Raw genomic sequence first — 24,030 nt, 5'->3', positions numbered from 1 at the left:
CAGGCCGGAAGATTTTCGCGCCCATCAAACCACCCGCACCCCCGGCTCCCGTCCCTTCCTTATCCCCTCCAGCAACTCCGCCAGCGCCCACACGCACGCGTCGCCTCGATCCGGCGAGCGCCCCGGCCCGGCATAGCCGCCGCCTGTCTGGAACCCGCAAAGCTGGTCCTCCAACGCCGCGAACACCCCCGCATGCACCACCTGCCCGCGCTCATAGGCCAGCGCCGCCGGCTCCGCCCGCCGCGCCTTGCCGACGCTCGCATGGACCGCGCGCACCGGCAGCGTCACGTCGGCCTGCGCCAGCGTGCCCGCGACCATCTCGCCGCCCATATTGCTTTCGGCGATCACCCGGTCGGCGCCCCAGCGCGCCGCGGCGGCCGCGACCGCCTGTGCCCAGACGGACGGCGGCGCCTTTTCGACGCTCGCATCCTCGACCACCGCGATCCGGCGATCGCGCAGCAGCGCCGCGACGACGATCCCGCACGCATCGCCGGTCGCCGTCGCTGGCGGGTCGACCCCGATCACGACGCGCACCGGTTTGCCGACCGCATCGGCCCCGACCCGGCATCGCTCGACCAGCGCGCGCGTCCACAGCGCCCCCTCGACATCCTCGAGCATTTCGCCTTCGAGTTCCTGCCGCCCGAGCCGCGTTCCACCGTAAATCCGCCGCATCGCCGCGAGCCACGCTCCCGACAGGTTGAACCGGTTCGCCCCCGTCGCGCCGCCGGTCGGCGTCACGCCCGCCTCCTTCATCAGCCGCCGCACCAGCGGCACCGCGCGCGGCGTCGTCGTCGCGACGACGCGCGGCGCGTGGCCGATCCGCATCGTCAGCATCAGATTGTCCCACGCGACCTCGCCGTGCGGCCATTTGGCGATTTCGTCGCACCATGCCGCGCCATGTTCGGGGCCACGCAGGCTCTCGGGCTCGGCCGCCGAAAACAGCGTCGCCACCGCACCGTTCGCCCAGGTCAGCCGCCGGAGGCTGCTTTCATAGACCGGGCGCGCCCAGCCCGGCGCGATCGCCAGCAGCCCACTCTCGCCCTCGACCATCACCTGCCGCGCCTCGTGGAGCGACGCCGCGACCAGCGCGATCCGCGCGCCCGGCGTCGCCTCGGCGAGCGCGCGCACCCATTCGGCCCCCGTCCGCGTCTTGCCAAAGCCGCGCCCCGCGAGGAGCAGCCACACGCGCCAGTCGCCCGCGGGCGGACGCTGATCGTCGCGCCGCCAGAAATCCCAGTCGGCGAGCCATCGCTCGGCCTTCGCATCGTCCAGCCGCCGCAACCACGCATCGAGATCGCTGGACGACCCCTCCGCCCATTCGATCGCGCGCTTCAAAATCCGTCGTCCCCATCCTCGTCGGCGCCCGACGCGCGCTCCTCCTGCACCCGCGCCTGCATCGCGCGCAGCTTTGCCGCGAGCCGCGCCTTCGCATCGCCCGCCCCGACCGTCGCCGTCCCGCCGGTCGGCGCCGCGCTTCCGCGCACCGCCGCACGATGCGCGGCGAGCAGCGACAGGCCGAGCCTGTATTTCTGCGCGCGCGACTTCAGCGTCGCCTCCTTCACATTGCCGTTCGGCGCCACCAGCGCCTCGGACAAAAGCTCGGCTTCCAGCCGCGCATAGCCCTCGCACAATGCCTCGTGCCAACGCTTGGCAAAGGCGACGTTGCGCCGGCGCTCGCGATACATGGCGTTGGCCGAAACCCCCGCCGCGCGGGCCGAGGCCGCGACGTTCGAGCTTGCCGCGAGTTCGTCGAGAAAGACGTCCATTTGCGCGCGGTCGGGACGCCCCGCCCGCTTTGCTTCATCCGGCTTCGTGCGCCCCATCCCGCATTCCTCCAAAAGCCGTCGGGCCGCACGCCCCGAAAGGCGCCGGCCCGACTCGCAATTCCGCATGATGTAGCCCTTGTGCCATATCAGCGTTACGATGTCAAGGTAAAATAACCCATATGGTTATGCGTGTCCGAACGGCGGTGCTTGGGCTCTTTGCGCCTCGGCCGTTCGGCCCCCGCTTGCGATGAACCAGGATCAGACCCGACGATCCACTTCCGAAACGCCCGGCAAGATTGCCCCCTTGAAACCTTCCCGCCCGGAGCCGATGTAGGGCGGCAGCATGGCTCGCCCGCCGGTTCTCGGCGGCGCATTTCAAGATAAGGACGAAATTCAGATGATGGACCCGCTCGCCGCCCTGGTTCCCGTGGTCGTCGAACAGACGAGCCGCGGCGAACGCAGCTTCGATATCTTCTCGCGCCTGCTGCGCGAGCGGATCGTCTTCGTGACCGGCGAGGTCGAGGACAATATGGCGTCGCTGATCGTGGCCCAGCTGCTCTTCCTCGAATCGGAAAATCCGAAGAAGGACATCTATATGTACATCAACTCGCCGGGCGGCGTCGTCACGGCGGGCATGGCGATCCACGACACGATGCAATATATCCGCCCGCGCGTCGGTACGGTGTGCATCGGGCAGGCGGCGTCGATGGGCAGCTTCCTGCTCGCGGCCGGCGAACCCGGCATGCGCGTCGCGCTGACCAATGCGCGCGTCATGGTCCACCAGCCGTCGGGCGGTGCGCGCGGCATGGCGTCGGACATCGAAATCCAGGCGAAGGAAATCCTGCGCATCAAGAAGCGCATGAACGACCTGTACGTCAAATATACCGGCCGCAGCCTGAAAGAGATCGAGAAGGCGATGGACCGCGACACCTTCCTCGAGGCCGATGAGGCCAAGGAATTCGGGCTCGTCGACCATGTCTACGATCGCCGCCCGGGCATGCCCGACACGGCCGAGGCGACCGGCGAACAGAGCGAGGGCCCGACGCCCTGATCGCGGTCCGCCGCCCGCTCGGCAATATCACGCTAACCGCGTTTCTTGACGGTCGATTGGCCGCGAGTCCCTAGTCGGGGCATTGCGCCGATGTCACCCAATTGCCATATTGTAATTGGAGGCACCGGGGCTAGGATATGACGAGACGCGATCAGCGGGGGTCGCGTCAGGACCGGCCGCACGACGATTCCGTGCGGTCCGAAAAGGAATTTTATGACCAAGCTCTCTGGCTCAGACAGCAAGAGCACCCTTTACTGCTCATTCTGCGGAAAATCGCAGCACGAAGTCCGCAAGCTGATTGCCGGACCGACGGTGTTCATCTGCGACGAATGCGTCGAACTGTGCAACGACATCATCCGCGAAGAGATCAAGGGCGGCGTCGCCGCGCGCAAGGACGGCGCGGTACCGACCCCGCTCGAAATCTGCCAGCATCTCGACAATTATGTGATCGGCCAGAATACCGCCAAGCGCGTACTGTCGGTCGCGGTGCACAACCACTACAAGCGCCTTGCCAATTCGGGGCGCGGCGACGACGTCGAACTGGCGAAGTCGAACATCCTGCTCGTAGGCCCGACCGGCAGCGGCAAGACGCTGCTCGCGCAGACGCTCGCCCGCTTCCTCGACGTCCCCTTCACCATGGCCGACGCGACGACGCTGACCGAGGCGGGCTATGTCGGCGAAGATGTCGAGAATATCATCCTGAAGCTGCTGCAATCGTCCGACTATAATGTCGAAAAGGCGCAGCGCGGCATCGTCTATATCGACGAGATCGACAAGATCAGCCGCAAGGCCGAGAATCCGTCGATCACCCGCGACGTGTCGGGCGAGGGCGTGCAACAGGCGCTGCTCAAGCTGATGGAAGGCACGACCGCGAGCGTCCCGCCGCAGGGCGGACGCAAGCATCCGCAACAGGAATTCCTGCAGGTCGACACGACCAACATCCTGTTCATCGCGGGCGGCGCCTTCGCCGGCCTCGAAAAGATCATCGGCGACCGCCTGCAGGGCAAGTCGATCGGTTTCGGCGCGCATGTCGCCGGCCCCGACGAGCGCCGCGCGGGCGAAGTGCTGAAGCAGATCGAGCCCGAGGACCTGCTCAAGTTCGGCCTCATCCCCGAATTCGTCGGCCGCCTGCCGGTCATCGCGACGCTCGAGGATCTCGACGTCGACGCGCTGGTCAAGATCCTGGGCGAGCCGAAGAATGCGCTGGTCAAGCAGTATAAGAAGCTGTTCGACCTGGAGGAGGTCGCGCTGACCTTTACCGACGACGCACTCGTCGCGGTCGCCAAGAAGGCGATCGAACGCAAGACCGGCGCGCGCGGGCTGCGGTCGATCGTCGAGGCGATCCTGCTCGACACGATGTTCGACCTGCCCGACCTGACCGACGTGGTCGAGATCGTCGTGGACAAGGACGTTGTCGAGGGCCGCAAGCAGCCGGTCCGCGTCTATGCCGACAAGGCGAAAGAGGCCGGCGACGCCGCCTGACCCGAGTCGCGGCGCGTTCCGGCGCGCCGCCCTCGCCTCCATGTTGCATTGCAGCAACAGTTGCGGGAAAAAATGACCCGCGGCGCGGCGCCGTTTTTTCGCGATCAACGGAAATCAGCCGATTTCAGGTCCGCGCGCGATCCGCACCCGGCGGTCCCCTTGCATTGTCACATTTGCTGTCACAATCGTGCCACACGCGAGCTTCAGGGGCGCTCGCAGGTGACGCGTGCCCTGAGTTGCACGCCGCCGATTGTCACACAAAGGGGACACCCAAGATGAAATTTCGCTATACTCTGGCAGCCAGCGCCGCGCTCGTTCCGGTCGCGCTGCTTTCCACGCCGGCCTTCGCCCAGTCGACCGGTTCGCAGGACTTCGAAGACGCCATCGTCGTCACCGGTTCGGTGTCGCGCGACGTCGGTGGCGTGGTCGTTCCGGAAACGCCGAAGGCAAAGGTCACGCTCGACCGTGAAATCATCATGCGTCAGCGCCCGGGCCAGACCATCAACGACACGCTGAACCTTGTTCCCGGCGTCAGCTTCACCAACAACGACCCCTGGGGCTCGCTGGGCGGCAGCTTCACGATCCGCGGCTTCTCGTCGGACCGTATTTCGCAGACGATCGACGGCATCCCGCTGAACGATTCGGGCAACTACGCGCTCTACACCAACCAGATGCTCGATCCCGAAATCATCGAATCGGCGACCGTCAGCCTGGGCTCGACCGACGTCGACAGCCCGACCGCATCGGCGGCCGGCGGCACGATCAACATCCGTTCGCTCACCCCGAGCGACGACGTCGGCGGCATGCTGAGCGCCACCTATGGCAACATCGTCGCGCGCGGCAATCCGGGCGATCGCCCCTTCTATCGCGTGTTCGGCATGATCCAGACGGGCGTGTTCACCCCCTGGGGCACGAAAGCCTGGTTCTCGGCGTCGAAGGCGACCAACGATTCGACCTATTCGAACTACGGCGGCGTCGACAAGCAGCAGTATAATGGCAAGATCTATCAGCCGATCGGCGACAATGGCGACTTCATCTCGATCGCCGGCCACTACAATGAAAATCGCAACAACTTCAACGGTTCGCCGGTTTCCAACGTCGCCTATCCGCTCGATCCCGAAGCGCGCTTCTACGACATCAACTATCCCTGCTCGATCGCTCCGGGCGTCGAGGGTGCGGTCGATTTCGCGTCGAGCTGCGGCACCGAATTCGAACGCCGCTACAACCCGTCGAACACCGGCAACATCCGCATCAACTCGCGCTTCACGCTGGCCGACAGCCTGGTCCTGACCGTCGATCCGAGCTTTCAGTATGTGAAGGCGAACGGCGGCGGCACGTCGTACGGCTATGAAGGCTTTTCGGAAGACGGTTTCACTGGCGGCATCTTCACCGGTGACGATCGCAACACGCCGCGCGGCGGCCGTTCGTCGCAATATTACTACTTCGGCGGCGTCGACCTGAATGGCGACGGCGACACCGAAGACTTCGTCAATGTCCTCTCGCCCAGCCATACGCAGACGCGTCGCTATGGTGTGATCGCCAACCTGTCGTACGACATCGACGAATCGAACCGCATTCGTATCGCTTATACCTTCGACCGGGCGCGTCACCGCCAGACCGGCACCGCGGGCTTCCTCTATCCCAACGGCGAGCCGTACGACGTCTTCCCGATCAACGATCCGATCCTCGACAGCAGCGGAATTGCTCCGCAGAAGCGCAACCGCCTGTCCTATGCGACGCTGCATCAGGTTTCGGGTGAGTATCGCGGCTCGTTCATGGACGATTCGCTGATCGTGCTGCTCGGTGCCCGCGCGCCGTTCTTCAAGCGTGACCTCAACCAATATTGCGTCACCACCGATTCGGGCGGCAACGTGAACTGCATCAACGGCGATGCCGATATCGCCGCCTATGTTGCAGCGAATCCCGACTATGCCGCGCCGCAGTCGCGCACGCTGAAGTACGACAAGCTGCTGCCGAACGTCGGCCTGACCTACAAGTTCACGCCGAACGCCAGCGTCTTCGCCAGCTATGCCAAGAACCTTTCGGTCCCGGGCACCGACGCCCTCTATGGGGCGATCTACTTCCCCGAAGGCGACCCGTCGGGTTCGCCGACGCCGGAAACCTCGGACGCGTTCGACGCCGGCTTCCGCTATCAGTCGGGCCGTGTGCAGGCGCAGCTTTCGGGCTGGTACAACAAATATACCAACCGTCTTGCGTCGGCTTATGATCCCGATTGCGATTGCACCGTCACGCGCAACCTGGGTCAGGTCGAGAAATACGGCATCGACGGCAGCATCGCCTATCGTCCTGCCGATCCCATCCTGGTTTATGTCTTCGGGTCGTATCTGAAGTCGAAGATCAAGGACGACGTCCAGACCGGCACCGCGAGCTTTGCCGCCACCGCTGGCAAGCGCGAAGCGGGCGCCCCGAAGTACACCTATGGCGCGCGCATTCAGGGCACGCTGGGCCCGGTCGAACTCGGCGCGCAGGTCAAGCGCACCGGCAGCCGTTTCCTGAACGACATCAACACGGTGACCCTCCCGGGCTATACGGTGGTCGATCTCGACGCGCGCTTCTCGCTTGAACAGTGGGGCCTGAAGGAAACCTTCTTCCAGTTCAACGTCAGCAACCTGTTCGACAAGGTTTACATCGGTTCGGCCTCGACGGGCCTCACCACCAGCTCGACCTTCGTCAACATCGGTTCGCCGCGCGCGATCAGCGGCTCGATCGTCATTGGCTTCTAAGCCGCGACGACCGACGCGAAACAGGGGCGCGGGAGGAAACTCCCGCGCCCTTTTTCGTGCGCGTTGCAAAAATCGCGGGGCCGGCGCGTCCGCGCCGAGCCGATTACCCTCAGCCGGCGGTGATGCGTCGGGCCGTGTCCTGGACCAGCGCGATCATGTTGGGGACGCCTTGGGTACGGTTCGACGAGAGCTGGCGTGTCAGGTCGAACGGCGCGAGCGCGGCGGCGACGTCCATCGCCGCGACCTCGGCCGCGGGCCTGTCCTGCACCGCCGCGAGAACCAGCGCGACGATGCCCTTGGTGATCGCGGCATTGCTGTCGGCAAGGAAGTGGAGCCGGTCGTCGTCGGCCTGCGGCACCGGATAGACCCAGACGCTCGCCGAGCAGCCGCGTACCCGCGTCGCGTCGGTCTTGAGCGCGTCGGGCATCGGTTCGAGCGTGCGGCCGAGTTCTATCAGCAGACGATAGCGATCGTCGCCGTCGAGGAAGTCATATTCTTCATAGATGTCGTCGAGGCTGCGCATCGCCGGGCAGTGGCATAGTTGGACGAAGGTTGAAAGGGGGGCCTCCTTCCCTTTTCCGTCGCCGCGGCAGACGCCGGACGAAGACAGAAAGGCGCCCACCCCCCGAAGGGCTAGGGTCCTGACCCTAGGCCGGAACCGTGCTTTCGTCGAAGAACAGGACCTGCGAAATCGCCGCGCGCAGCGTTGCCGGCTGATAGGGCTTGGTGAGCAGGAAGGCCGGTTCGGGGCGGTCGCCGGTGAGCAGCCTTTCGGGGAAGGCGGTGATGAAGATGACCGGCACGCTCGTTTCGCCAAGGATCTCCTGCACCGCCTCGATCCCCGAACTATTGTCGGCGAGCTGGATATCGGCGAGGACGAGGCCCGGATGGTGGGTTTGCGCCTCGGCCACCGCCTCGCGGTGCGTTGTCGCGACCGCGACGACATCGTGCCCCAGATCGCGCACGATCATCTCGATATCCATCGCGATGATCGGCTCGTCCTCGATGATCAGGATGCGGGCACGCGTCTGGCGGTCGATCTCGTCCATCGCGTCGTCGATCAACCGGTGCACCTCTGCGGTGTCGCGACCGATGATACGACCGGTTTCGTCCTCGCTGAACCCTTCCACCGCGGTAAGGAGCAAGGCCTGGCGCGCGAGCGACGGAATCCGGCTGAGACGCGCATCGGCGATCTTCACGTCGGCGGCGGCCGCTTCGTCGGCGCGCGCCTCTTCGGCAATTACGCCGAAATTGTCGTGAACCATCCGGTAAAGCTGGATGCGCAGATCCCCCGTCGTATCGATCGCATCGGGATGCGCGACCAGCGTTTCGAGCAATTTGGCGACGAGCGCATCGCCGCTCGTCTGACTGCCCGAGATCGCCCGGCCGTAGCGCCGCAAATAGGGAAGATGCGGCGCGATTGCCTGACCCAGTGACATATGACCAATCTCCTGATGCGAGCGCCTTGCCCGCCTTGTGACCCGCAGATTCTGTGCCGAAGCGCGCAGCGTTCGCCTGCCCCCGACATAATTTTACTCAAGCGGAACGATTTAGCGATAAAATGGTTTCATATAAAAGTTTCAATCGCCATTGCGATTTGGTGAAGGCGCGGTTAGCAGAAGGCCCCATGTCCAACGGATATCTCGATAATGTCGTCTGAATCCGGTTCGTCACAGCAAAAGACGTCCGGCAAGATCGGCGACAAGAAAGCGGCCAGGAAAGGGCAGGACGTGAACATCGCCCTGCGCCGCGCCTATGAGTCCGCGCTCGACGAAACGATTCCCAAGTCGATGCTCGACCTGCTTTCCAAGCTCGATTGATCGTCAGCGCCCGTAGCGCGCCGAAAAATCCTTGCGGAACCCGTCGAAATGCCCCGCAGCGATCGCGGTCCGCATCGCCTGCATCAGCGCCTGATAGAAATGGAGGTTATGCTGGGTCATCAGCATGGCCCCGAGCATCTCGCCCGCGCGAACCAGATGGTGCAGATAGGCCCGCGACCAAGTGGCGCACACGGGACAGTCGCACGAGGGATCGAGCGATCCCATGTCCTCGCCGAACTTCGCGTTGCGGATGTTGAGCGGCCCGTCCCAGGTAAAGGCCTGGCCATTGCGCCCCGATCGGGTCGGCAGCACGCAATCGAACATGTCCACCCCGCGCGCGACGGCTCCGACCAGATCGTCCGGCTTGCCGACGCCCATCAGATAGCGCGGCCTGTCGGCGGGAAGCTGCGCCGGCGCATAGTCGAGCACGCCGAACATCGCCTCCTGCCCCTCCCCGACCGCGAGTCCGCCGATGGCATAGCCGTCGAAGCCGATGTCGATCAGCGCCTCCGCCGACCGCGCGCGCAACCCTTCGTCGAGCGACCCCTGCTGGATGCCGAACAACGCGGCGCGCGCGGCGTGGTCTTCGCCCGCATCGAAGCCCGAGCGGCTGCGCGCGGCCCAGCGCATCGAGCGTTCCATACTCGCCTCCGCGCGCGCCGCGTCGACGCCGTTGGGCGGGCATTCGTCGAACGCCATCACGATGTCGCTGCCCAGCAGGCGCTGGATTTCCATCGATCGTTCCGGGGTCAGCATGTGCCGCGATCCGTCGAGGTGGCTCTTGAACGCGACCCCCTCTTCGCTCTGGCTGGTCAGCGCCGACAGGCTCATGACCTGATAACCGCCACTGTCGGTCAGGATCGGCCGGTCCCACCCCATGAACCGGTGCAGGCCGCTCAGCCGCGCCATGCGCTCGGCGCCGGGCCGCAGCATCAGATGATAGGTATTGCCGAGAATGATGTCGGCGCCGGTGGCCCGCACTTCGGCGGGCCGCATCGCCTTTACCGTCGCGGCGGTGCCGACGGGCATGAAGGCCGGCGTGCGGATCTCGCCGCGCCGCATGCGAATCGTTCCGGTCCGCGCCGCGCCGTCGGTCGCGGCGATATGAAAGGCAAATCTGTCGGTCATCGCGCGCGCCTATGACGGCAGCGAGGGAAAAAGTCGAGGAAAGTCGAGCGCGGCCTCTATTCGCGCTCGTCTTCGCTCGACGGCTCCTCTTCGGCGGCCTTCGCCTTTTCCTTCGGCTTTTCCTTTTCGAAGATCGCCGCGAGTTCCTTTTTCTTGGCGTTGGACAGGCCATCCTCGGCGGCGGGGAACATATCCTCCTCCTCCTCGTCGATATGGTGGAGATAACGGTCCTTCATCGTGCGAAAGCGCGTGAGCCAGCCGGTCGAGGCAAAGTCCATTTCGAACAATTCGGTCAGCATATCCTCTATTTCCTTGTGCTCGGACACGCTGTGCTGCGCGTCGTCGCGCAGGTCGGGCTTTGCGAGCATCGTGGCATAGAGCGACATTTCTTCGGAGGCCGCATGCGCGGTCACTTCGACGCGGAAGGCTTCGAACAGGCGCTCACGCTCGGGACTGTCGCCGTGCGTTTCGTCGATTTGCGCGAGCAAGTCGCGGTGACGGTCGTGATCGGCTTTCAGTCGCGCGAAGATTTTGGTTTCGGCCATGTCCTGCTCCATCGTTCGAGGGTCGCAGGTCCAAACGGTCGATCGCGGGAGCGGTTCCCGTCAGGCCGCCTTCCAATCGCTGGTCGTCGTAAAGGCGGGCAAGCTCATTGCCGGGGATTGCTGCGCGGCCGCCGCGATGAGATAGGGCGAGACGCGGTGGCGCGTGCATAGCCCGCCATTGCCGTCGCTGACGAGCGATTGTTCGAACTCGACACCCTGCTGGTGGTTGATCGACCGACGCACCGTGGCGGTGGCGAGCTGGCCCTCGCCGAAATCGATGACGAACTGGGTTCCGATCGGCACGTCGAGCAGCCCTTCGATGAAGGCGCCGGTCGCCGACAGGTTGCGGATCACCACATTATAGCGGTGGTTGTCGTGGATCGCTCCAACCTGGCGGAACAGCGACACGCGGTCGTTGCGCTGTTTGGCCGGTCCGACCGGCTTGATCGTCCACGATCCGGCGTCGGCCTGTTCAACGAGGTCCGACTGGGGAACGGGTTTCGAATAGATATAGCCCTGAACATGGCTGACGTTCAGCTTGCGGATCAGGTCGAGCTGGTCGAGCGATTCGATCCCCTCGGCGGTCGTTTCCATTTCGAGCGCCTCGGCGAGCGCGACGATCGCCGCGATGATCGCGGCGTTGCGCGATCCCTTGGCCGTCGCACCCCGCACGAAACTCTGGTCGATCTTGATCTTGTCGAACGGGGCCGACTGCAAATAGCCGAGCGACGAATAGCCGGTACCGAAATCGTCGAGCGCCAGCCGCACGCCGAGTCCCTTCAGCGCCTTGAACATCCGCGCCGTTTCGTTCGAATCGCCCAGGAAAACGCTTTCGGTAATTTCGAGTTCGAGCCGGTCGGGCGCAAGCCCGCTCGCCGACAAGGCCTGCGCGACGACCTTCGGCAACGCGGCGTTCGCGAACTGGATCGGCGAGACATTGACCGCGACCCGCAGTTCGCCGGGCCAGCCCGCGGCATCGGCGCACGCCTGACGCAGGACCCATTCGCCGAGCGGCCAGATCAGATTCGCCTCTTCGGCGATGGGAACGAACAGCGCCGGCGAGATCGGCCCGCGTTCGGGATGGTTCCAGCGGATCAGGGCCTCGACCCCGGTGACCATGTTCGATTTCGCGTTGACGACGGGCTGATAGTGAAGCGCCATCTCGCCGCGGGTCAAGGCGTCGCGCAAATCCTCTTCGAGAGCGCGGCGGTCCTCGGCCGCCTGGTGGAGATCGCTCGAATAGAAGCGGAACCGCCCGCGACCGCCGCCTTTCGCGGCATAGAGGGCCAAATCGGCGTTGCGCACCAGGTCATCGCTGCTCATCCCGTCGAAGGGGCTGATCGCAACCCCGACCGACGCACCGATGATGCAGCGGCTGCCTTCGACCGAATAGGGTTGCGACAGGCTGGCGATGATCTCGCTCGCCATGTCGCCGAGCGCCCCGCGATCCTCCTGGTCGGGGAGGAGGATCTGGAACTCGTCGCCGCCGAGGCGGCTGACCATTTCCTTGTCGCCGACGATCTTTAGCAACCGTTCGGCGACCTGCTTCAGCAGCGCGTCGCCGGCCGGGTGGCCCAGCGTGTCGTTGACCTGCTTGAAGCGATCGAGATCGAGCAGCATGATCGCACAGCTGCGCTGCTGCTGCGCGAAGGCGGCGAGCGTCGAATCGAGCTTCTTGGAGATATGAAAGCGATTCGCGAGGCCGGTCAGCGAATCGTAGAGCGCAAGGCGCGAGGCGTCCTCGGCGGACTGGCGCTGCGCCGTGATATCGGTGCCGCTGCCCCGATAGCCGGCAAATTTGCCACTATCGTCGAAATGCGGGCGCCCGGAAACCGCCCACCAGCGCTCTTCGCCGTCGGTCGCCGCCCGTAGCGGCAATTTGTCGAACTTCGATTGGCGCGTCAGCAGGAACGGCAGGGTGCGCTGCCGTTCGCCATTGCTGTCGGCAGGGAGGAACAGGTCGGTAAAGGCACTACCGAGAATCGCCGTCTCGGACCGGCCGATCACGCTCGCGATCGGCGATGAGATATAGGTCAACCGCCCCTTGGTATCGGTCGACCAGAACCAGCCTTCGCGGCTTTCCTCGTAATTCTTCAGGAGGAGCAGGGCTTCGCGGGTATCGAGAGCGGGGACCGAATCGACGCGCCCGCGCGCCATGCGCGATCCGAGCTTGCCGAAAAAGCCCCGCTGCCCACCTTCTTCGGCGACCTCCACTGGGTCGCTGGCGTCGATCCTCGACGGCATTTCCATCCCGATAACTCTTGCTGGTCCCAACCCTTAAAAGGCTATGCACTCCAAGCCCTTGCGATATTGTAAACGACCAAAGCAGGCCCGACCGGGCTGGTCAGGGGAGCAGCAGGCTCGAATCGCCATAGCTGTAGAAGCGATAGCCGCCGGCGATCGCATGCGCATAGGCGGCGTGCATCACGTCGAGCCCCATCAGCGCACTAACCAACATGAACAAGGTCGAACGCGGCAGGTGAAAATTGGTCATCAAACCGTCGATCGCGCGAAAGCGATAACCGGGGGTGATGAAAATCGAGGTGTCGCCTGCGAACGGGGCGATCGTGCCGTCGTCCCGCGCCGCACTTTCGAGCAGGCGCAGGCTGGTCGTGCCCACCGCGACGATCCGCCCACCCCGGGCCCGCACAGCGTTGAGGCGCGCCGCGGTTTCCGGATCGATGCGGCCCCATTCGGCGTGCATGACATGATCCTCGGTGTCGTCGGCCTTTACAGGCAGGAATGTGCCCGCCCCGACGTGCAGCGTCAGCGTTTCGGTCGCGATTCCGGCGGCGGCCAGCGCATCGAGCAGCGGAGGCGTGAAATGCAGGGCCGCGGTCGGCGCCGCAACCGCGCCGTCCTCGCGCGCGAACATCGTCTGATAATCGGCGCGGTCGGCGTCGTCGGTCGCGCGCTTGCCCGCGATATACGGTGGCAGCGGCATCGTGCCCGCGCGTTCGAGCAGCACTTCGACCGGCTCTTCGCCCGCGAAGGCCAGGATGAAGCTGCCGTCGGCCAGCCGATCCTCGGCGACCGCCGACACCCCGGCGCCGAACTCGACCGTTTCGCCCACCCGCAGCCGCTTTGCGTTGCGGACGAAGGCCTGCCAGCGCCGCAGGTCGACGCGCTTGTGTAGCGTCGCGCCGATTTTTGCCCCCGGTGCGCTCTGCGCGCCGTCATCCCGAACGCCTCGTCGCCCTTCGAGCTGCGCCGGGATGACCCGCGTATCGTTGAAGACGAGGCAGTCGCCCGCGCGCAGGCGGGCCGGAAGGTCGCGCACCCCCGCATCCTCGATCGCGCCGGCCGCGACGACCAGCATGCGCGCGGCATCGCGCGGCCGCGCGGGGCGCAGCGCGATCCGCTCGGGCGGCAGGTCGAAATCGAAGTCGTCGACGCGCATCGCGCTGCGTCCCGAGCGGCTTACTGGATCGGTGCGTTCAGGTCGCCGGCGGTGATATCCGACGCCGCGGCGGGCTTGTCCTCGGTCAACATCGACGCAGGCGGCATCGGCTTCTTGTCGGCGGCGACCGAAACCTGGACCATCCGCGACATCACCGCCGGCGGCTCGCCCTTATGGATCGCATCGACATATTGCATTCCCGACACGACGCGTCCGAACACCGTATAATTGTGATCGAGCGAGAATCGCGGCTGGAGCATGATGAAGAACTGGCTGTTCGCACTGTTCGGGTCGTTGGCGCGCGCCATCGCGACCGTCCCGCGCAGGTGCGGGCGGTCGTTGAATTCGGCCGCCAGGTCGGGAAGGTCCGACCCGCCCTGCCCCGTTGCGGTGGGGTCGCCGGTCTGCGCCATGAAACCGTCGATAACGCGGTGGAATTTCACCCCGTCGTAAAAGCCCGAACGCGTGAGTTGCTTGACGCGTTCGACATGATTCGGCGCGACATCGGGATAGAGCTGAATCACCACCCGGCCGCCGGTCGAAAGGTCGAGGTCGAGCATATATTCGGGATTGCCCATATACTGGTCGGGCGTCATCGCCGGAGCGACCGGCGCCACCTCGGTCGTCGCCGGATCGGCGGCGGGCGCATCGCTGGGCGGCGATGGCGGGGCGGGGGCCGCCTCGCCGTCGTCGGCAGGTGCCTCGGCGGGCGGCTGCCCCGTGGCATCCTCGGGGTTGGGGGGCGGCGCCGACGGCACCTCCTGCGCTACGGCGGCAGCCGTCAACCCGAACGCCATCACCGTCGTCAGCAGGGGGCGGAAGATGAATCTCATATCGTGTCGACCTTTGTCACTAAAACCGTCTGGCGCCCCGTCCGGCGCGCCCTAGCGGGAAAATGCTGAACGCTCAATGATCGGCTCAGTCGTCGCCTTGCCGCAGCCCACGCTCGGCGATGCGATCGACCACCGCCTCGCGCACCGCGGGGGTCACGAACTTGTGGATATCGCCGCCGAATATGGCGATTTCCTTGACCAGCCGCGAGGCGATCGGCTGCAAGCCGACGTCGGCCATCAGGAAGACCGTTTCGATCCGGTCGTTCAATTGCTGGTTCATCCCCGCCATCTGATATTCATATTCGAAGTCGGCGACGGCGCGCAGGCCGCGTACGATCACCGTCGCTCCCTGGCGCTCGGCAAAATCCATCAGCAGCGCGTTGAACCCGACGACATGGATGTCGCCTTCGATCGTCGCCACCTCGCGGCGCACCATCGCGATTCGTTCGTCGTCGTCGAACAGCGGCGATTTGGTGATGTTCGTCGTCACCCCGATGACCAGCCGGTCGACCAGCTTCGCCCCGCGCCGGATGATATCCATGTGGCCGAGCGTGATCGGATCGAACGTCCCGGGATAAACCCCAATGCGCATCAACGGTCCCTTTCCACGACATAGCGCGCGATCGCACGCAACAGCGTCGCCTCTTCGCCAAAATTCGCGAGATGGTCGATCGCCTGCTCGACGAGCAACTGCGCCTGCTCGCGTGCGCGCGCCAGTCCCATCAAGGTCACGAAGGTCGCTTTGCCCGCCGCCTCGTCCTTGTGCAGCGCCTTGCCCGCCAGGGCCTCGTCGCCCTCGACGTCCATGATGTCGTCGGCGATCTGGAACGCGAGCCCGATGTCGCGGGCATAGCCGCGCAGCGGCCGCCGTCCTTCGTCGGGGATACGCGCCAGAATCGCACCCGCCTCGACCGAAAAGCCGATCAGCGCGCCGGTCTTGAGCTGCTGGAGCCGGGTGACGGTGGGCAGGTCGAAATCGGGGGTTTCGGCGGCAAGGTCCATCATCTGCCCCCCCGCCATGCCCGCCGGCCCCGCCGCGCGGGCGAGTTCGCGGATCAGCTCGCCGCGGACGAAGGGGTCGCCGTGCGTCGCGGGGTCGATCAGCCATTCGAAGGCGAGTGCATGGAGCGAATCGCCCGCCAGCACCGCGGTCGCTTCGCCAAATGCCTTGTGTACCGTCGGCTTCCCGCGGCGAAGATCATCGTCGTCCATGCACGGCAGGTCGTCGTGGATCAGCGAATAGACGTGCATCGCCTCGACCGCCGCGCCGACCCGCAGCGACAGGGCGCGGTCGACATGATACAGGTCGCCCGCCGCGCGAACGAGCAGCGGACGCAGCCGCTTTCCGCCGCCGATCGCGGCGTGGCGCATCGCGTCATAGAGGGGGCCGCGCGGATCCGCGGGAATGGTAAGCAACTGGTCGAACAGCCGGTCGATCGCCACCGCGACCTCTTCCTGCGCCGCGCGCAGCACCGCGCCGTCCTGCGCCGGATCGCCGTCGACGAGCGCCGCCACGCGTCAGCTTTCGCCGAAGGGCGTGGTTCCCGCCGGCTGGCCGTCGGGGCCCAGGCCGACCTGTTCGATTCGCGCCTGCGCCGCCGCGAGCCGGGCTTCGCAATGCGCGCGCAGCGCATGTCCGCGCTCATAGAGCGCCACCGATTCCTCGAGGCTGACGTCGCCGCTTTCGAGCCGCCGGACGATCGTTTCAAGCTCGCCCATCGCCGCTTCGAACGACAGCGAGGCGATCGCGGCGGCGGTATCGGTATCGGGAGTTTCCGTCATCGCCCTGCTTTGGCCCTTTCGCCCCCATGCGGTCAAGCTTGACGTCGCGAACCGCTCGGATAGCATCCGGCCATGTTCATCGGCCATTTCGCGCCGGCGCTGGTCGCCGCCACACGCCCCCGTGCCGCGGGTCTCGGCACGCTGTTCGTGGCCGCGCAGCTCGTCGATATCGGGTTCGCAGCACTACTGATTTCGGGAGGCGAAGCGATGCGCGTCGTTCCCGGCATCACCGCGATGAACCCGATGGACCTTTATCGCATGCCCTATACCCACAGCTTGCTCGGTGCCGCACTGTGGGGCCTGATATTCGGCGCCATCGTCTGGGCCGCGACGCGGCGGCGCGGCGCCGCGATCGGCGCGGGTGTCGTCGTCCTGTCGCACTGGCTGCTCGACATGCTCGTCCACATCCCCGACCTCACTCTGTTCGGTGCGCCGCCAAAGCTCGGTTTCGGGTTGTGGAACCACCCGGCCATCGAAATGCCGCTCGAAATCGGGATCGCGGGCGCCGCGCTCCTCTATTATGCCCGCCGGACGCATGGCGAGCGCGGCAATGGCCGGCTGTGGGTCCTCGCCGGGCTGCTCGCCCTGTTCCAGGCGATCGACTGGTTCGGCCCGAAACAGGCTGCCTATTCGATCGCCATCCCCGCCACGATGCTGTTCGCCTATGCGTTTCTCGCGCTCGCAGCCTGGTGGGCGGGCCGCGGGCGAAACCCGCGCACGCCGGAGGTCGCGGCATGACGCTCCAGTTCGGCGCCGCCTATATCGCCACCGCCATCCTGTTCGGCCTGCTCGACGCGATCTGGCTCGGCAAAATGGTGCCGGCCGTCTATCGCCCCGCGATCGGCCTGCTCTTGATGGAGGGCTGGCGCCCTGTTCCCGCGCTGGTATTCTACGCGCTCTACATGCTGGGAATCCAGATATTCGCGATCGCCCCCGCACTCGCAGCGGGCAAGTGGCAGGTTGCTGCACAATGGGGGGCGCTGTTCGGCTTCTTCTGCTACATGACCTACGACCTGACCAACCATGCGACGATGAAGATCTGGTCGACCAAGGTCACCCTGCTCGACATCGCATGGGGCACGGTCGCCACCGGTCTGGCGGCGGGTGCGGCCGCCTGGCTGGTGCTGACCTTCATGCCCCGCGGCTGACGCCACCCACGAAATCCCGGTTCGATTTTTTGCAATTGCCCCGCCGCGGCGCGGTCGTCATGCTGCACCGCACAATACAAGAGGGGCTTAAAGGCAAGTTTTGTTCAATTAAACAAGGACTTGCACCATGAAATCCATTATCCTCCCCGCCACGCTCGGCCTCGCCGTGCTGGCGCCTGTCGCCCACGCCAAAGACGCCGCGCCGCAGCGGTTCGAGCATGACGGCCACGTCTACAGCTATGTCGTCGAAGAGGCCGACGGCTATCGCGTGATCCGCGGCGTCGAAGAACGTTCGGGCAAGCCGTTCAAGCTCCGCGTCGGCGAGCATCGGGTGCGCGGCACTGTCGGATCGCAGCAGGTGAGCTTTTCGCTGCGCGACGTCGAACCGCTCGACCAGCCCGCGACCACCCTCGCGTCGCGCTGAGCCGGACAGGTTCCGGACCCCATGTGGCCCTTTTCGGCCACATGGGGTCTGTTCCTATCGCCCGCGCAACGCTAAAGGCGCGCCATGACTCAGACTGCTGCCGCGCCCGCCTCCGTCATCACGCCCGAGATCGTCGCCGATCACGGCCTGTCTCCGGAAGAATATGACCGCGTCCTGCACGCTCTCGGGCGCGAGCCGAATCTGGTCGAACTCGGCATCTTCTCGGTCATGTGGTCCGAGCATTGCAGCTACAAAAGCTCGCGCATCCACCTGAAGAAACTGCCGACCGAAGCGCCCTGGGTGATCTGCGGCCCCGGCGAAAATGCGGGGGTCATCGACATCGGCGAAGGCGAAGGCGGGAAGAAACTCGCCGCCATCTTCAAGATGGAGAGCCACAACCATCCGTCGTACATCGAACCTTATCAGGGCGCGGCGACCGGGGTCGGCGGCATTTTGCGCGACGTCTTCACGATGGGCGCGCGGCCGGTCGCGAACCTCAATGCGCTGCGCTTCGGGCGCCCCGACCATCCGAAGATGAAGCACCTCATTTCGGGCGTCGTGCATGGCATCGGCGGCTATGGCAATTGCGTGGGCGTTCCCACCGTCGGCGGCGAGGTCAATTTTCACAAGGCCTATGACGGCAATATCCTGGTCAATGCGATGACCGTCGGCGTCGCCGAGCAGGACAAGATCTTCTATTCGGCGGCATCGGGCATCGGCAATCCGATCGTCTATGTCGGCTCGAAGACCGGCCGCGACGGCATCCACGGGGCGACGATGGCGAGCGCCGACTTCGGCGAGGATGCCGAGGAAAAGCGCCCGACGGTGCAGGTCGGCGACCCCTTCACCGAAAAATTGCTGATCGAGGCCTGCCTCGAACTGATGGCGTCGGATGCGATCGTCGCGATCCAGGACATGGGCGCGGCCGGACTGACGTCGTCGTCGGTCGAGATGGCGTCGAAGGGCGGGGTCGGCCTCCACCTCAAGATGGACGACGTGCCCCAGCGCGAAACGGGCATGACCGCCTATGAGATGATGCTGTCGGAAAGCCAGGAGCGCATGCTGATGGTGCTGCGCCCCGGCAAGGAAGAGTTTGCGAAGGCGATCTTCGAGAAATGGGAGCTCGACTTCGCGGTCATCGGCACCGTCACCGACACCGGCCGCATGGTGCTGGAACATCATGGCGAGGTCGTCTGCGACATCCCGCTTGCGCCGCTCGCCGACGACGCGCCGCTCTATGACCGGCCGCACGTCCCGACACCGCAGCAGCCCGAACTGACCGATGTCCCCGAAACCACCGACGTGGCGGCGGACCTCAAGGCGCTGATGGGATCGCCCGACATCGCCAGCCGCCGCTGGATCTGGGAGCAATATGACAGCCAGGTCGGCGCCGACACGGTGCAGACCGGTGGCGACGCCGCGCTCGTCCGCATCCACGGCACCCAGCGCGCGCTTGCCATGTCGACCGACTGCACGCCGCGCTATTGCTACGCCGACCCGGTCGAGGGCGGGAAGCAGGCGGTGGCCGAAACCTGGCGGAACATCACCGCGGTCGGGGCGACCCCGCGCGCGATCACCAATTGCCTGAATTTCGCCAACCCGCAGCGCCCCGAGATCATGGGCCAGATCGTCGGCTGTCTCGACGGGATGGGGCAGGCGTGCCGCGCGCTCGACTATCCGATCGTGTCGGGCAACGTCAGCCTCTACAATGAATCGAAGGCGACCGGCGGCGGCAGCGCGATCCTGCCGACCCCTGCGATCGGCGGCGTCGGCGTGATCGAGGATCTGAATCGCGCCGTCGGCATCGGCTTCAAGCGCACCGGCGACATCGTTTTGGCCGTCGGCGAACGCGCAGGCCATCTCGGCCAGTCGGTGTGGCTGCGCGAAATCCACGGCCGCGAGGAAGGTCCGCCGCCGCCGGTCAATCTGCGCTGCGAAAAGCGCACCGGCGATTTCATCCGCCAGGCGATCAACGCGGGGTGGATCACTGCCTGCCACGACGTATCGGACGGCGGCGTCGCGGTTGCCCTTGCCGAAATGGCCCTGAAGTCCGACATCGGGGTGATGGTCAGCGAGGAACAGCCCTTCGGGATTGCCGAAAGCTTCTTTGGCGAGGATCAGGGTCTCTATCTCGTCACGGTGTGCGACACCTGCCTCGCCGACTTTCTCGACGCCGCGAACCGCGCCGACGTGCCGGTCGACCCGCTGGGCCGCACGATCCGGGACCGCATCGTGTTCGAACTGCCCGACAGCGACCATCAGGTCACGCTGGCCGACTTGCGCGAGGCCCATGAAGGCTTTTTTCCGAAGCTGATGGGGGCCGACGCCGCGCTGGCATAACATGCTCTCACCGTCATTCCGGCGGAGGCCGGAATCTCGCCGGCGCGTGGGCATGCAAGGATGAGATCCCGGCCTCCGCCGGGATGACGGAGGTGTCTGAATCATGAGCATCCACATCGGCGTCGGCGGCTGGACCTTCGAACCGTGGCGGGGCACCTTCTACCCGCCGAAACATCCGCAGAAACGCGAGCTCGATTATGCCGGCCAGCATCTGACCGGTATCGAAATCAACGGCACCTACTATGGCAGCCAGAAACCCGAGACCTTCGCCAATTGGGCGGCCGCGGTCCCCGACGGCTTCAAATTCAGCGTCAAGGCGTCGCGTTTCGCGACGAACCGCAAAGTGCTGGCCGACGGTGCGGCCTCGATCGAAAAGTTTCTGACCCAGGGTCTGACCCGGCTCGGTGATCGGCTCGGGCCGATCCTGTGGCAATTCATGGCGACCAAGAGGTTCGAGCGCGACGATTTTGCCGCCTTCCTCGACCTCTTGCCCGCAGCGCAGGACGGCCTGCCGCTACGCCACGCGCTCGAGGTACGGCACGAAAGCTTCCGCGATCCGGCGTTCGTCGACCTCGCGCGCGACCGCAACATGGCGATCGTCTTCGCCGACAGCGATGAATTTCCGTGCATCGACGAGTCGACAGCCGATTTCACCTATGCCCGCCTCCAGCGGTCGCGCGACGAGGTCGAGACGGGCTATGACGACGCCGCGCTCGACCAGTGGGCGGATCGGGCGCGCGGCTGGGCCGAGGGCGGCCGCGACGTCTATCTCTTCTTCATCGCCGGAGCGAAAGTGCGCAATCCGGCGGCGGCTCAGGCACTGATCGCGAGATTGAAGCCCGCTCCGTAGAGCGTGCGTCGCGTCGGTATCGACATGGAATCCGCTCGTGTCGAATTTCCGGGCCGGATGACGTCGCGATCAAGCAGCCTGCGCGAGTTCCGGCACCGCATTCGCATCGGCGGCCTTGGTGCCCAGCAAGTCATAGGGATCGACGCCGTCGGCGCGCATCATCGCATGGACCTGCCGGTAGACCGACGGTTCGGCGATTCCGAGCCGCGCCCGCGCCGCATCGAGCGGTTCGGCGAGCAGTGCTTCGATGTCCTGATGCGCGATCTGCTGCGCGGCGCGGCCGATGCGCTGGCCCTCGCGGACCGCGGCATAAATGGGATAGCGGCTGCCAAAGCCCTTGCGGATTTCGCGAGCCCCGGCCCACGCGATGAACAGCGTGCCCCAGCTCGGCGTCTGGCTGTAGGAAAAGGCGAGCACGCATTGTTCGCCGAGCGCATCGCGACCATAGCCGGTCAGGATGTGGAACAGGTCGTGCGTGTCGCGCAGCCGCTCGCCATAGAGCTCGATCTGGTCCTCATGACGCGCCGCGCCGTGGCGGAACTTCAGCGATTCATCGACGAGCCCCTGCGCGGTCAGCCCCTCGCGCTCCATGAAGTCGACATAGACGCGCCCGACGCTGCCTTCCGGCAGTTGGCGCAGCCGGTCGTGGTCGTCGAGCATCGCGGGCAGATAGCGCCGCTCGGCCAGCAGCTTGCGCCCCTCGGAGGTGGCGAAAAAGGCCTGGGCCGATTTCGAAAAGCGATTGTCGCGCAGCGCCTCGATGATGTGGAACACCTGTTCGGTGTCTTCCTTGTCGGCGATCAGCTTGCGGAAATGGCGCAGTGCCTTCAGCGGACGGAATCCGCCATCGGTGCGATCGGGGTGGGAAAGCGGAAGCGTGGTCATGGCGGGTCTCGCTGAGAATCGGTGTCTTCCCTAAGTAGCACTACTGACACAAATGTCAATACTGTTCCGGACCCATTGCGTCTGGACCGCGATGCGGCGGGTGCGTAGCGTCGTCGCGATGAGCGGAGATCTTATGGGCGCGACGGCAATGCCGTCACGATATCGTGGGCTGGATGCGATCCGCGGCGTGGCGGTCATGGGCATATTGGCGATGAACATCGTCGCCTTTGCCCTTCCCTTCGCGGCCTATGCCAACCCTGCGGCGGGCGGTCCGCCCTCGTCCGCCGACCTTGCCGCCTGGGCGTTCAATTTCCTGTTCGTCGATTCGAAGATGCGCGGGCTCTTCTCGATGCTCTTCGGCGCCAGCACGTTGCTCGTCATCGAACGCGCCGAGGCGGCGGGGCGCAGCGCCGCGCGCACCCATTACGCCCGCATGGCATGGCTGGCACTGTTCGGCCTCGCTCATTTCTATCTTATCTGGTTCGGCGACATCTTGTTCCTCTATGCCGCTTGCGGGCTGCTGCTGTTCTGGTTCCGGGCGCTTTCGATACGCGCCCTCCTCCTCTGGGCCGCGGGTTTCTTCCTGGTCGGGCTGTTGCTGTTCGGGGCGATGTGGAGCAGCCTGCTCGCCGCTTCGGCCGGAACGCTGCCGGGCGACGGCGGCGCCGAAATGCAGCGCGCGCTTGTCCGGATGAACGCCGCGATGGGCGCGAATTCGTCCAGCTATGCAGCCGACATCGCACGGCACCTCGGCAGTTGGCGCGACCTCGTCGCCTATCGCACCGGAGCCAGGTTGGGGGAACCGCTTCAGGGCCTGGCGCTGATGCTCTGGGAAAGCATGGGCCTGATGCTCGTCGGGATGGCGCTATACCGGGCGCATATGCTGACCGGCGAATGGGGCCCGCACCGCTATCGCAAATGGGCGCTGATCTGCTTCCTGGCCGCGACCCCGCCGCTTGCCGCGATCGCGCTCTACCAGGTGCGGGAAGGCTTCGAGGGGGTGGCGGTTTTCGGCGCCACCGCGCTTTTGTCGATGCCCTTCGATATCGTGATGACGATAGGTTGGGCCGCGCTGATCCTGTGGGCGATCGGGGTGTTTGCGACCGATGCGGTGCAGGCTCGCCTCGCCGCGGCTGGACGCATGGCTTTCACCAATTATCTGACGACCTCGATCGTGATGACGACGCTGTTCTACGGCTATGGATTCGGCCTGTTCGGACGGGTCGACCGTGCGGCGCTCAATCTGGTCTGCGCGGGCATGTGGGCGGCGATGCTGCTGTGGTCGAAACCGTGGCTGGACCGGTTTCATTACGGTCCGTTCGAATGGCTGTGGCGCAGCCTGGCCCGCGCCGAGCTGCAACCGATGCGTCGCCGTGCGGCGATCGTTCAGTAATTCGCGGCGCGTCCGAAACTGGCAGGCCGGCGCTGGACAAGCGGATTGGCTTCGCGTTCGAGCGCGGTGAGCGTTTCCTCGAACAACGGCCGCAGTTCGACCACGCGCGGCAGATATTCCTCGGGACTGACCTGGCTTTCGACGCATCGCCGGGCGAACATCTCGATATCCTCGGACAAAGCGCCCAGCTTTTCGGCACCGAATTGCCGCGCTTCGCTCTTCAGCGTGTGCGCGGGCATCACGAGGCCGCGCGCATCGCGGGCCCGCATCGCCTCTTCGATCGCCGATACCGACTTGGTGCCATCCTCGCGGAAATATCCGAGAATCCGGATGAACGCCGCACCCAGCTGAGCGCGCGTCGCACGGAATTCCTCCCAATCGACCAGGATCTCGTCCACGTTGCGTCCCTTGGTGTTCAGTTGGTCCTTGGTCCCTGCCA

The 24,030-nt window shown here is 65.5% G+C and carries 24 protein-coding genes; 10 read left to right on the top strand and 14 right to left on the bottom strand.

The genetic code is table 11. The annotated features are described in order from the left end of the window. Window positions 1–24: 24 nt before the first annotated feature. Together AC58D2_RS01845 and AC58D2_RS01840 are read right to left on the bottom strand one after the other, a co-directional pair. Complete coding sequence (locus AC58D2_RS01845; protein ID WP_497386776.1) at window positions 25–1,335, bottom strand: DNA-packaging protein; 1,311 nt, start codon at window positions 1,333–1,335, stop codon at window positions 25–27. Next, entirely contained in the window at window positions 1,332–1,823 is a 492-nt protein-coding gene (locus AC58D2_RS01840; RefSeq protein WP_497386774.1) for a hypothetical protein, read from the bottom strand. Before AC58D2_RS01840 ends, AC58D2_RS01845 begins: the two co-directional genes overlap by 4 nt. Window positions 1,824–2,163: 340 nt before the next feature. Here AC58D2_RS01840 and clpP point away from each other — a divergent pair, with 340 nt between their 5' ends. The 3 genes from clpP to AC58D2_RS01825 all read left to right on the top strand — a co-directional run bounded on the left by clpP (window position 2,164) and on the right by AC58D2_RS01825 (window position 7,043). Continuing rightward, window positions 2,164–2,817: an ATP-dependent Clp endopeptidase proteolytic subunit ClpP gene (gene clpP, locus AC58D2_RS01835; protein ID WP_497386772.1), complete on the top strand. Its 654-nt coding sequence runs from the start codon at window positions 2,164–2,166 to the stop codon at window positions 2,815–2,817. A gap of 213 nt (window positions 2,818–3,030) precedes the next feature. Further along, window positions 3,031–4,299: an ATP-dependent Clp protease ATP-binding subunit ClpX gene (gene clpX / locus AC58D2_RS01830; protein WP_497386770.1), complete on the top strand. Its 1,269-nt coding sequence runs from the start codon at window positions 3,031–3,033 to the stop codon at window positions 4,297–4,299. A gap of 275 nt (window positions 4,300–4,574) precedes the next feature. Then, a complete protein-coding gene (locus AC58D2_RS01825; protein WP_497386768.1) occupies window positions 4,575–7,043 on the top strand; it encodes a TonB-dependent receptor in 2,469 nt (822 codons plus the stop codon). 109 nt (window positions 7,044–7,152) lie between these two features. On the opposite strand, the gene AC58D2_RS01820 is transcribed toward AC58D2_RS01825, so the two are convergent. Continuing rightward, window positions 7,153–7,566: a SufE family protein gene (locus tag AC58D2_RS01820; RefSeq protein ID WP_497386766.1), complete on the bottom strand. Its 414-nt coding sequence runs from the start codon at window positions 7,564–7,566 to the stop codon at window positions 7,153–7,155. 124 nt (window positions 7,567–7,690) lie between these two features. Continuing rightward, entirely contained in the window at window positions 7,691–8,482 is a 792-nt protein-coding gene (locus tag AC58D2_RS01815) for a response regulator (protein WP_497386764.1), read from the bottom strand. A 210-nt stretch (window positions 8,483–8,692) separates the two neighbouring features. Here AC58D2_RS01815 and AC58D2_RS01810 point away from each other — a divergent pair, with 210 nt between their 5' ends. Continuing rightward, a complete protein-coding gene (locus tag AC58D2_RS01810; protein WP_497386762.1) occupies window positions 8,693–8,863 on the top strand; it encodes a NepR family anti-sigma factor in 171 nt (56 codons plus the stop codon). A 3-nt stretch (window positions 8,864–8,866) separates the two neighbouring features. Here AC58D2_RS01810 and tgt read toward each other — a convergent pair whose 3' ends face one another. The 8 genes from tgt to AC58D2_RS01770 all read right to left on the bottom strand — a co-directional run bounded on the left by tgt (window position 8,867) and on the right by AC58D2_RS01770 (window position 16,551). Further along, window positions 8,867–9,991: a tRNA guanosine(34) transglycosylase Tgt gene (gene tgt, locus AC58D2_RS01805; protein ID WP_497386760.1), complete on the bottom strand. Its 1,125-nt coding sequence runs from the start codon at window positions 9,989–9,991 to the stop codon at window positions 8,867–8,869. A 56-nt stretch (window positions 9,992–10,047) separates the two neighbouring features. After that, window positions 10,048–10,536, bottom strand: a complete 489-nt coding sequence (locus tag AC58D2_RS01800) for a hemerythrin domain-containing protein (protein WP_497386758.1) — start codon at window positions 10,534–10,536, stop codon at window positions 10,048–10,050. Window positions 10,537–10,596: 60 nt separating this feature from the next. Further along, entirely contained in the window at window positions 10,597–12,786 is a 2,190-nt protein-coding gene (locus tag AC58D2_RS01795) for an EAL domain-containing protein (protein ID WP_497386756.1), read from the bottom strand. 94 nt (window positions 12,787–12,880) lie between these two features. After that, window positions 12,881–13,936, bottom strand: a complete 1,056-nt coding sequence (gene queA, locus AC58D2_RS01790; protein ID WP_497386754.1) for a tRNA preQ1(34) S-adenosylmethionine ribosyltransferase-isomerase QueA — start codon at window positions 13,934–13,936, stop codon at window positions 12,881–12,883. 20 nt (window positions 13,937–13,956) lie between these two features. Beyond that, window positions 13,957–14,769, bottom strand: coding sequence for a peptidylprolyl isomerase (locus AC58D2_RS01785; protein ID WP_497386752.1), 813 nt, complete (start codon window positions 14,767–14,769; stop codon window positions 13,957–13,959). Between the two features lie 85 nt (window positions 14,770–14,854). Continuing rightward, on the bottom strand, window positions 14,855–15,361 hold the full coding sequence (gene coaD / locus AC58D2_RS01780; protein ID WP_497386750.1) for a pantetheine-phosphate adenylyltransferase: 507 nt from the start codon (window positions 15,359–15,361) through the stop codon (window positions 14,855–14,857). Continuing rightward, window positions 15,361–16,242, bottom strand: coding sequence for a polyprenyl synthetase family protein (locus tag AC58D2_RS01775; RefSeq protein WP_497387159.1), 882 nt, complete (start codon window positions 16,240–16,242; stop codon window positions 15,361–15,363). The genes coaD and AC58D2_RS01775 overlap by 1 nt, the downstream gene beginning before the upstream one ends. Before the next feature lie 45 nt (window positions 16,243–16,287). Next, window positions 16,288–16,551: an exodeoxyribonuclease VII small subunit gene (locus AC58D2_RS01770; protein WP_497386748.1), complete on the bottom strand. Its 264-nt coding sequence runs from the start codon at window positions 16,549–16,551 to the stop codon at window positions 16,288–16,290. A gap of 72 nt (window positions 16,552–16,623) precedes the next feature. Between AC58D2_RS01770 and AC58D2_RS01765 the strand changes: the two genes are divergently transcribed. From AC58D2_RS01765 to AC58D2_RS01745, 5 genes are all read left to right on the top strand, one after another. Further along, entirely contained in the window at window positions 16,624–17,289 is a 666-nt protein-coding gene (locus AC58D2_RS01765; protein ID WP_497386746.1) for a hypothetical protein, read from the top strand. Further along, window positions 17,286–17,699, top strand: coding sequence for a DUF2177 family protein (locus AC58D2_RS01760; RefSeq protein WP_497386744.1), 414 nt, complete (start codon window positions 17,286–17,288; stop codon window positions 17,697–17,699). Before AC58D2_RS01765 ends, AC58D2_RS01760 begins: the two co-directional genes overlap by 4 nt. Before the next feature lie 127 nt (window positions 17,700–17,826). After that, the gene (locus AC58D2_RS01755; protein ID WP_497386742.1) at window positions 17,827–18,123 is read left to right on the top strand and encodes a hypothetical protein; all 297 of its coding nucleotides are present in this window, start codon (window positions 17,827–17,829) and stop codon (window positions 18,121–18,123) included. Window positions 18,124–18,207: 84 nt separating this feature from the next. After that, a complete protein-coding gene (gene purL / locus AC58D2_RS01750) occupies window positions 18,208–20,463 on the top strand; it encodes a phosphoribosylformylglycinamidine synthase subunit PurL (RefSeq protein ID WP_497386740.1) in 2,256 nt (751 codons plus the stop codon). Window positions 20,464–20,566: 103 nt separating this feature from the next. Continuing rightward, window positions 20,567–21,313 carry a DUF72 domain-containing protein gene (locus tag AC58D2_RS01745; RefSeq protein WP_497386738.1) on the top strand — a complete coding sequence of 249 codons (747 nt, stop codon included), beginning with the start codon at window positions 20,567–20,569 and terminating at the stop codon, window positions 21,311–21,313. A gap of 69 nt (window positions 21,314–21,382) precedes the next feature. Here the strand turns inward: AC58D2_RS01745 and AC58D2_RS01740 are convergent, their stop codons facing one another. Further along, entirely contained in the window at window positions 21,383–22,198 is an 816-nt protein-coding gene (locus AC58D2_RS01740) for a Coq4 family protein (protein ID WP_497386736.1), read from the bottom strand. A gap of 52 nt (window positions 22,199–22,250) precedes the next feature. On the opposite strand from AC58D2_RS01740, the gene AC58D2_RS01735 reads away from it, so the two are divergent. After that, entirely contained in the window at window positions 22,251–23,591 is a 1,341-nt protein-coding gene (locus AC58D2_RS01735) for a DUF418 domain-containing protein (RefSeq protein WP_497386734.1), read from the top strand. Here AC58D2_RS01735 and AC58D2_RS01730 read toward each other — a convergent pair. Further along, a complete protein-coding gene (locus AC58D2_RS01730; protein ID WP_497387157.1) occupies window positions 23,585–23,989 on the bottom strand; it encodes an Hpt domain-containing protein in 405 nt (134 codons plus the stop codon). The genes AC58D2_RS01735 and AC58D2_RS01730 overlap by 7 nt on opposite strands. Between the last annotated feature and the right edge of the window lie 41 nt (window positions 23,990–24,030).

The sequence above is a fragment of the Sphingopyxis sp. CR5 genome (genome assembly GCF_059693785.1).
Note: the sequence above shows the minus strand (reverse complement) of the source record. Positions and strands in the feature narration are given on the sequence as shown.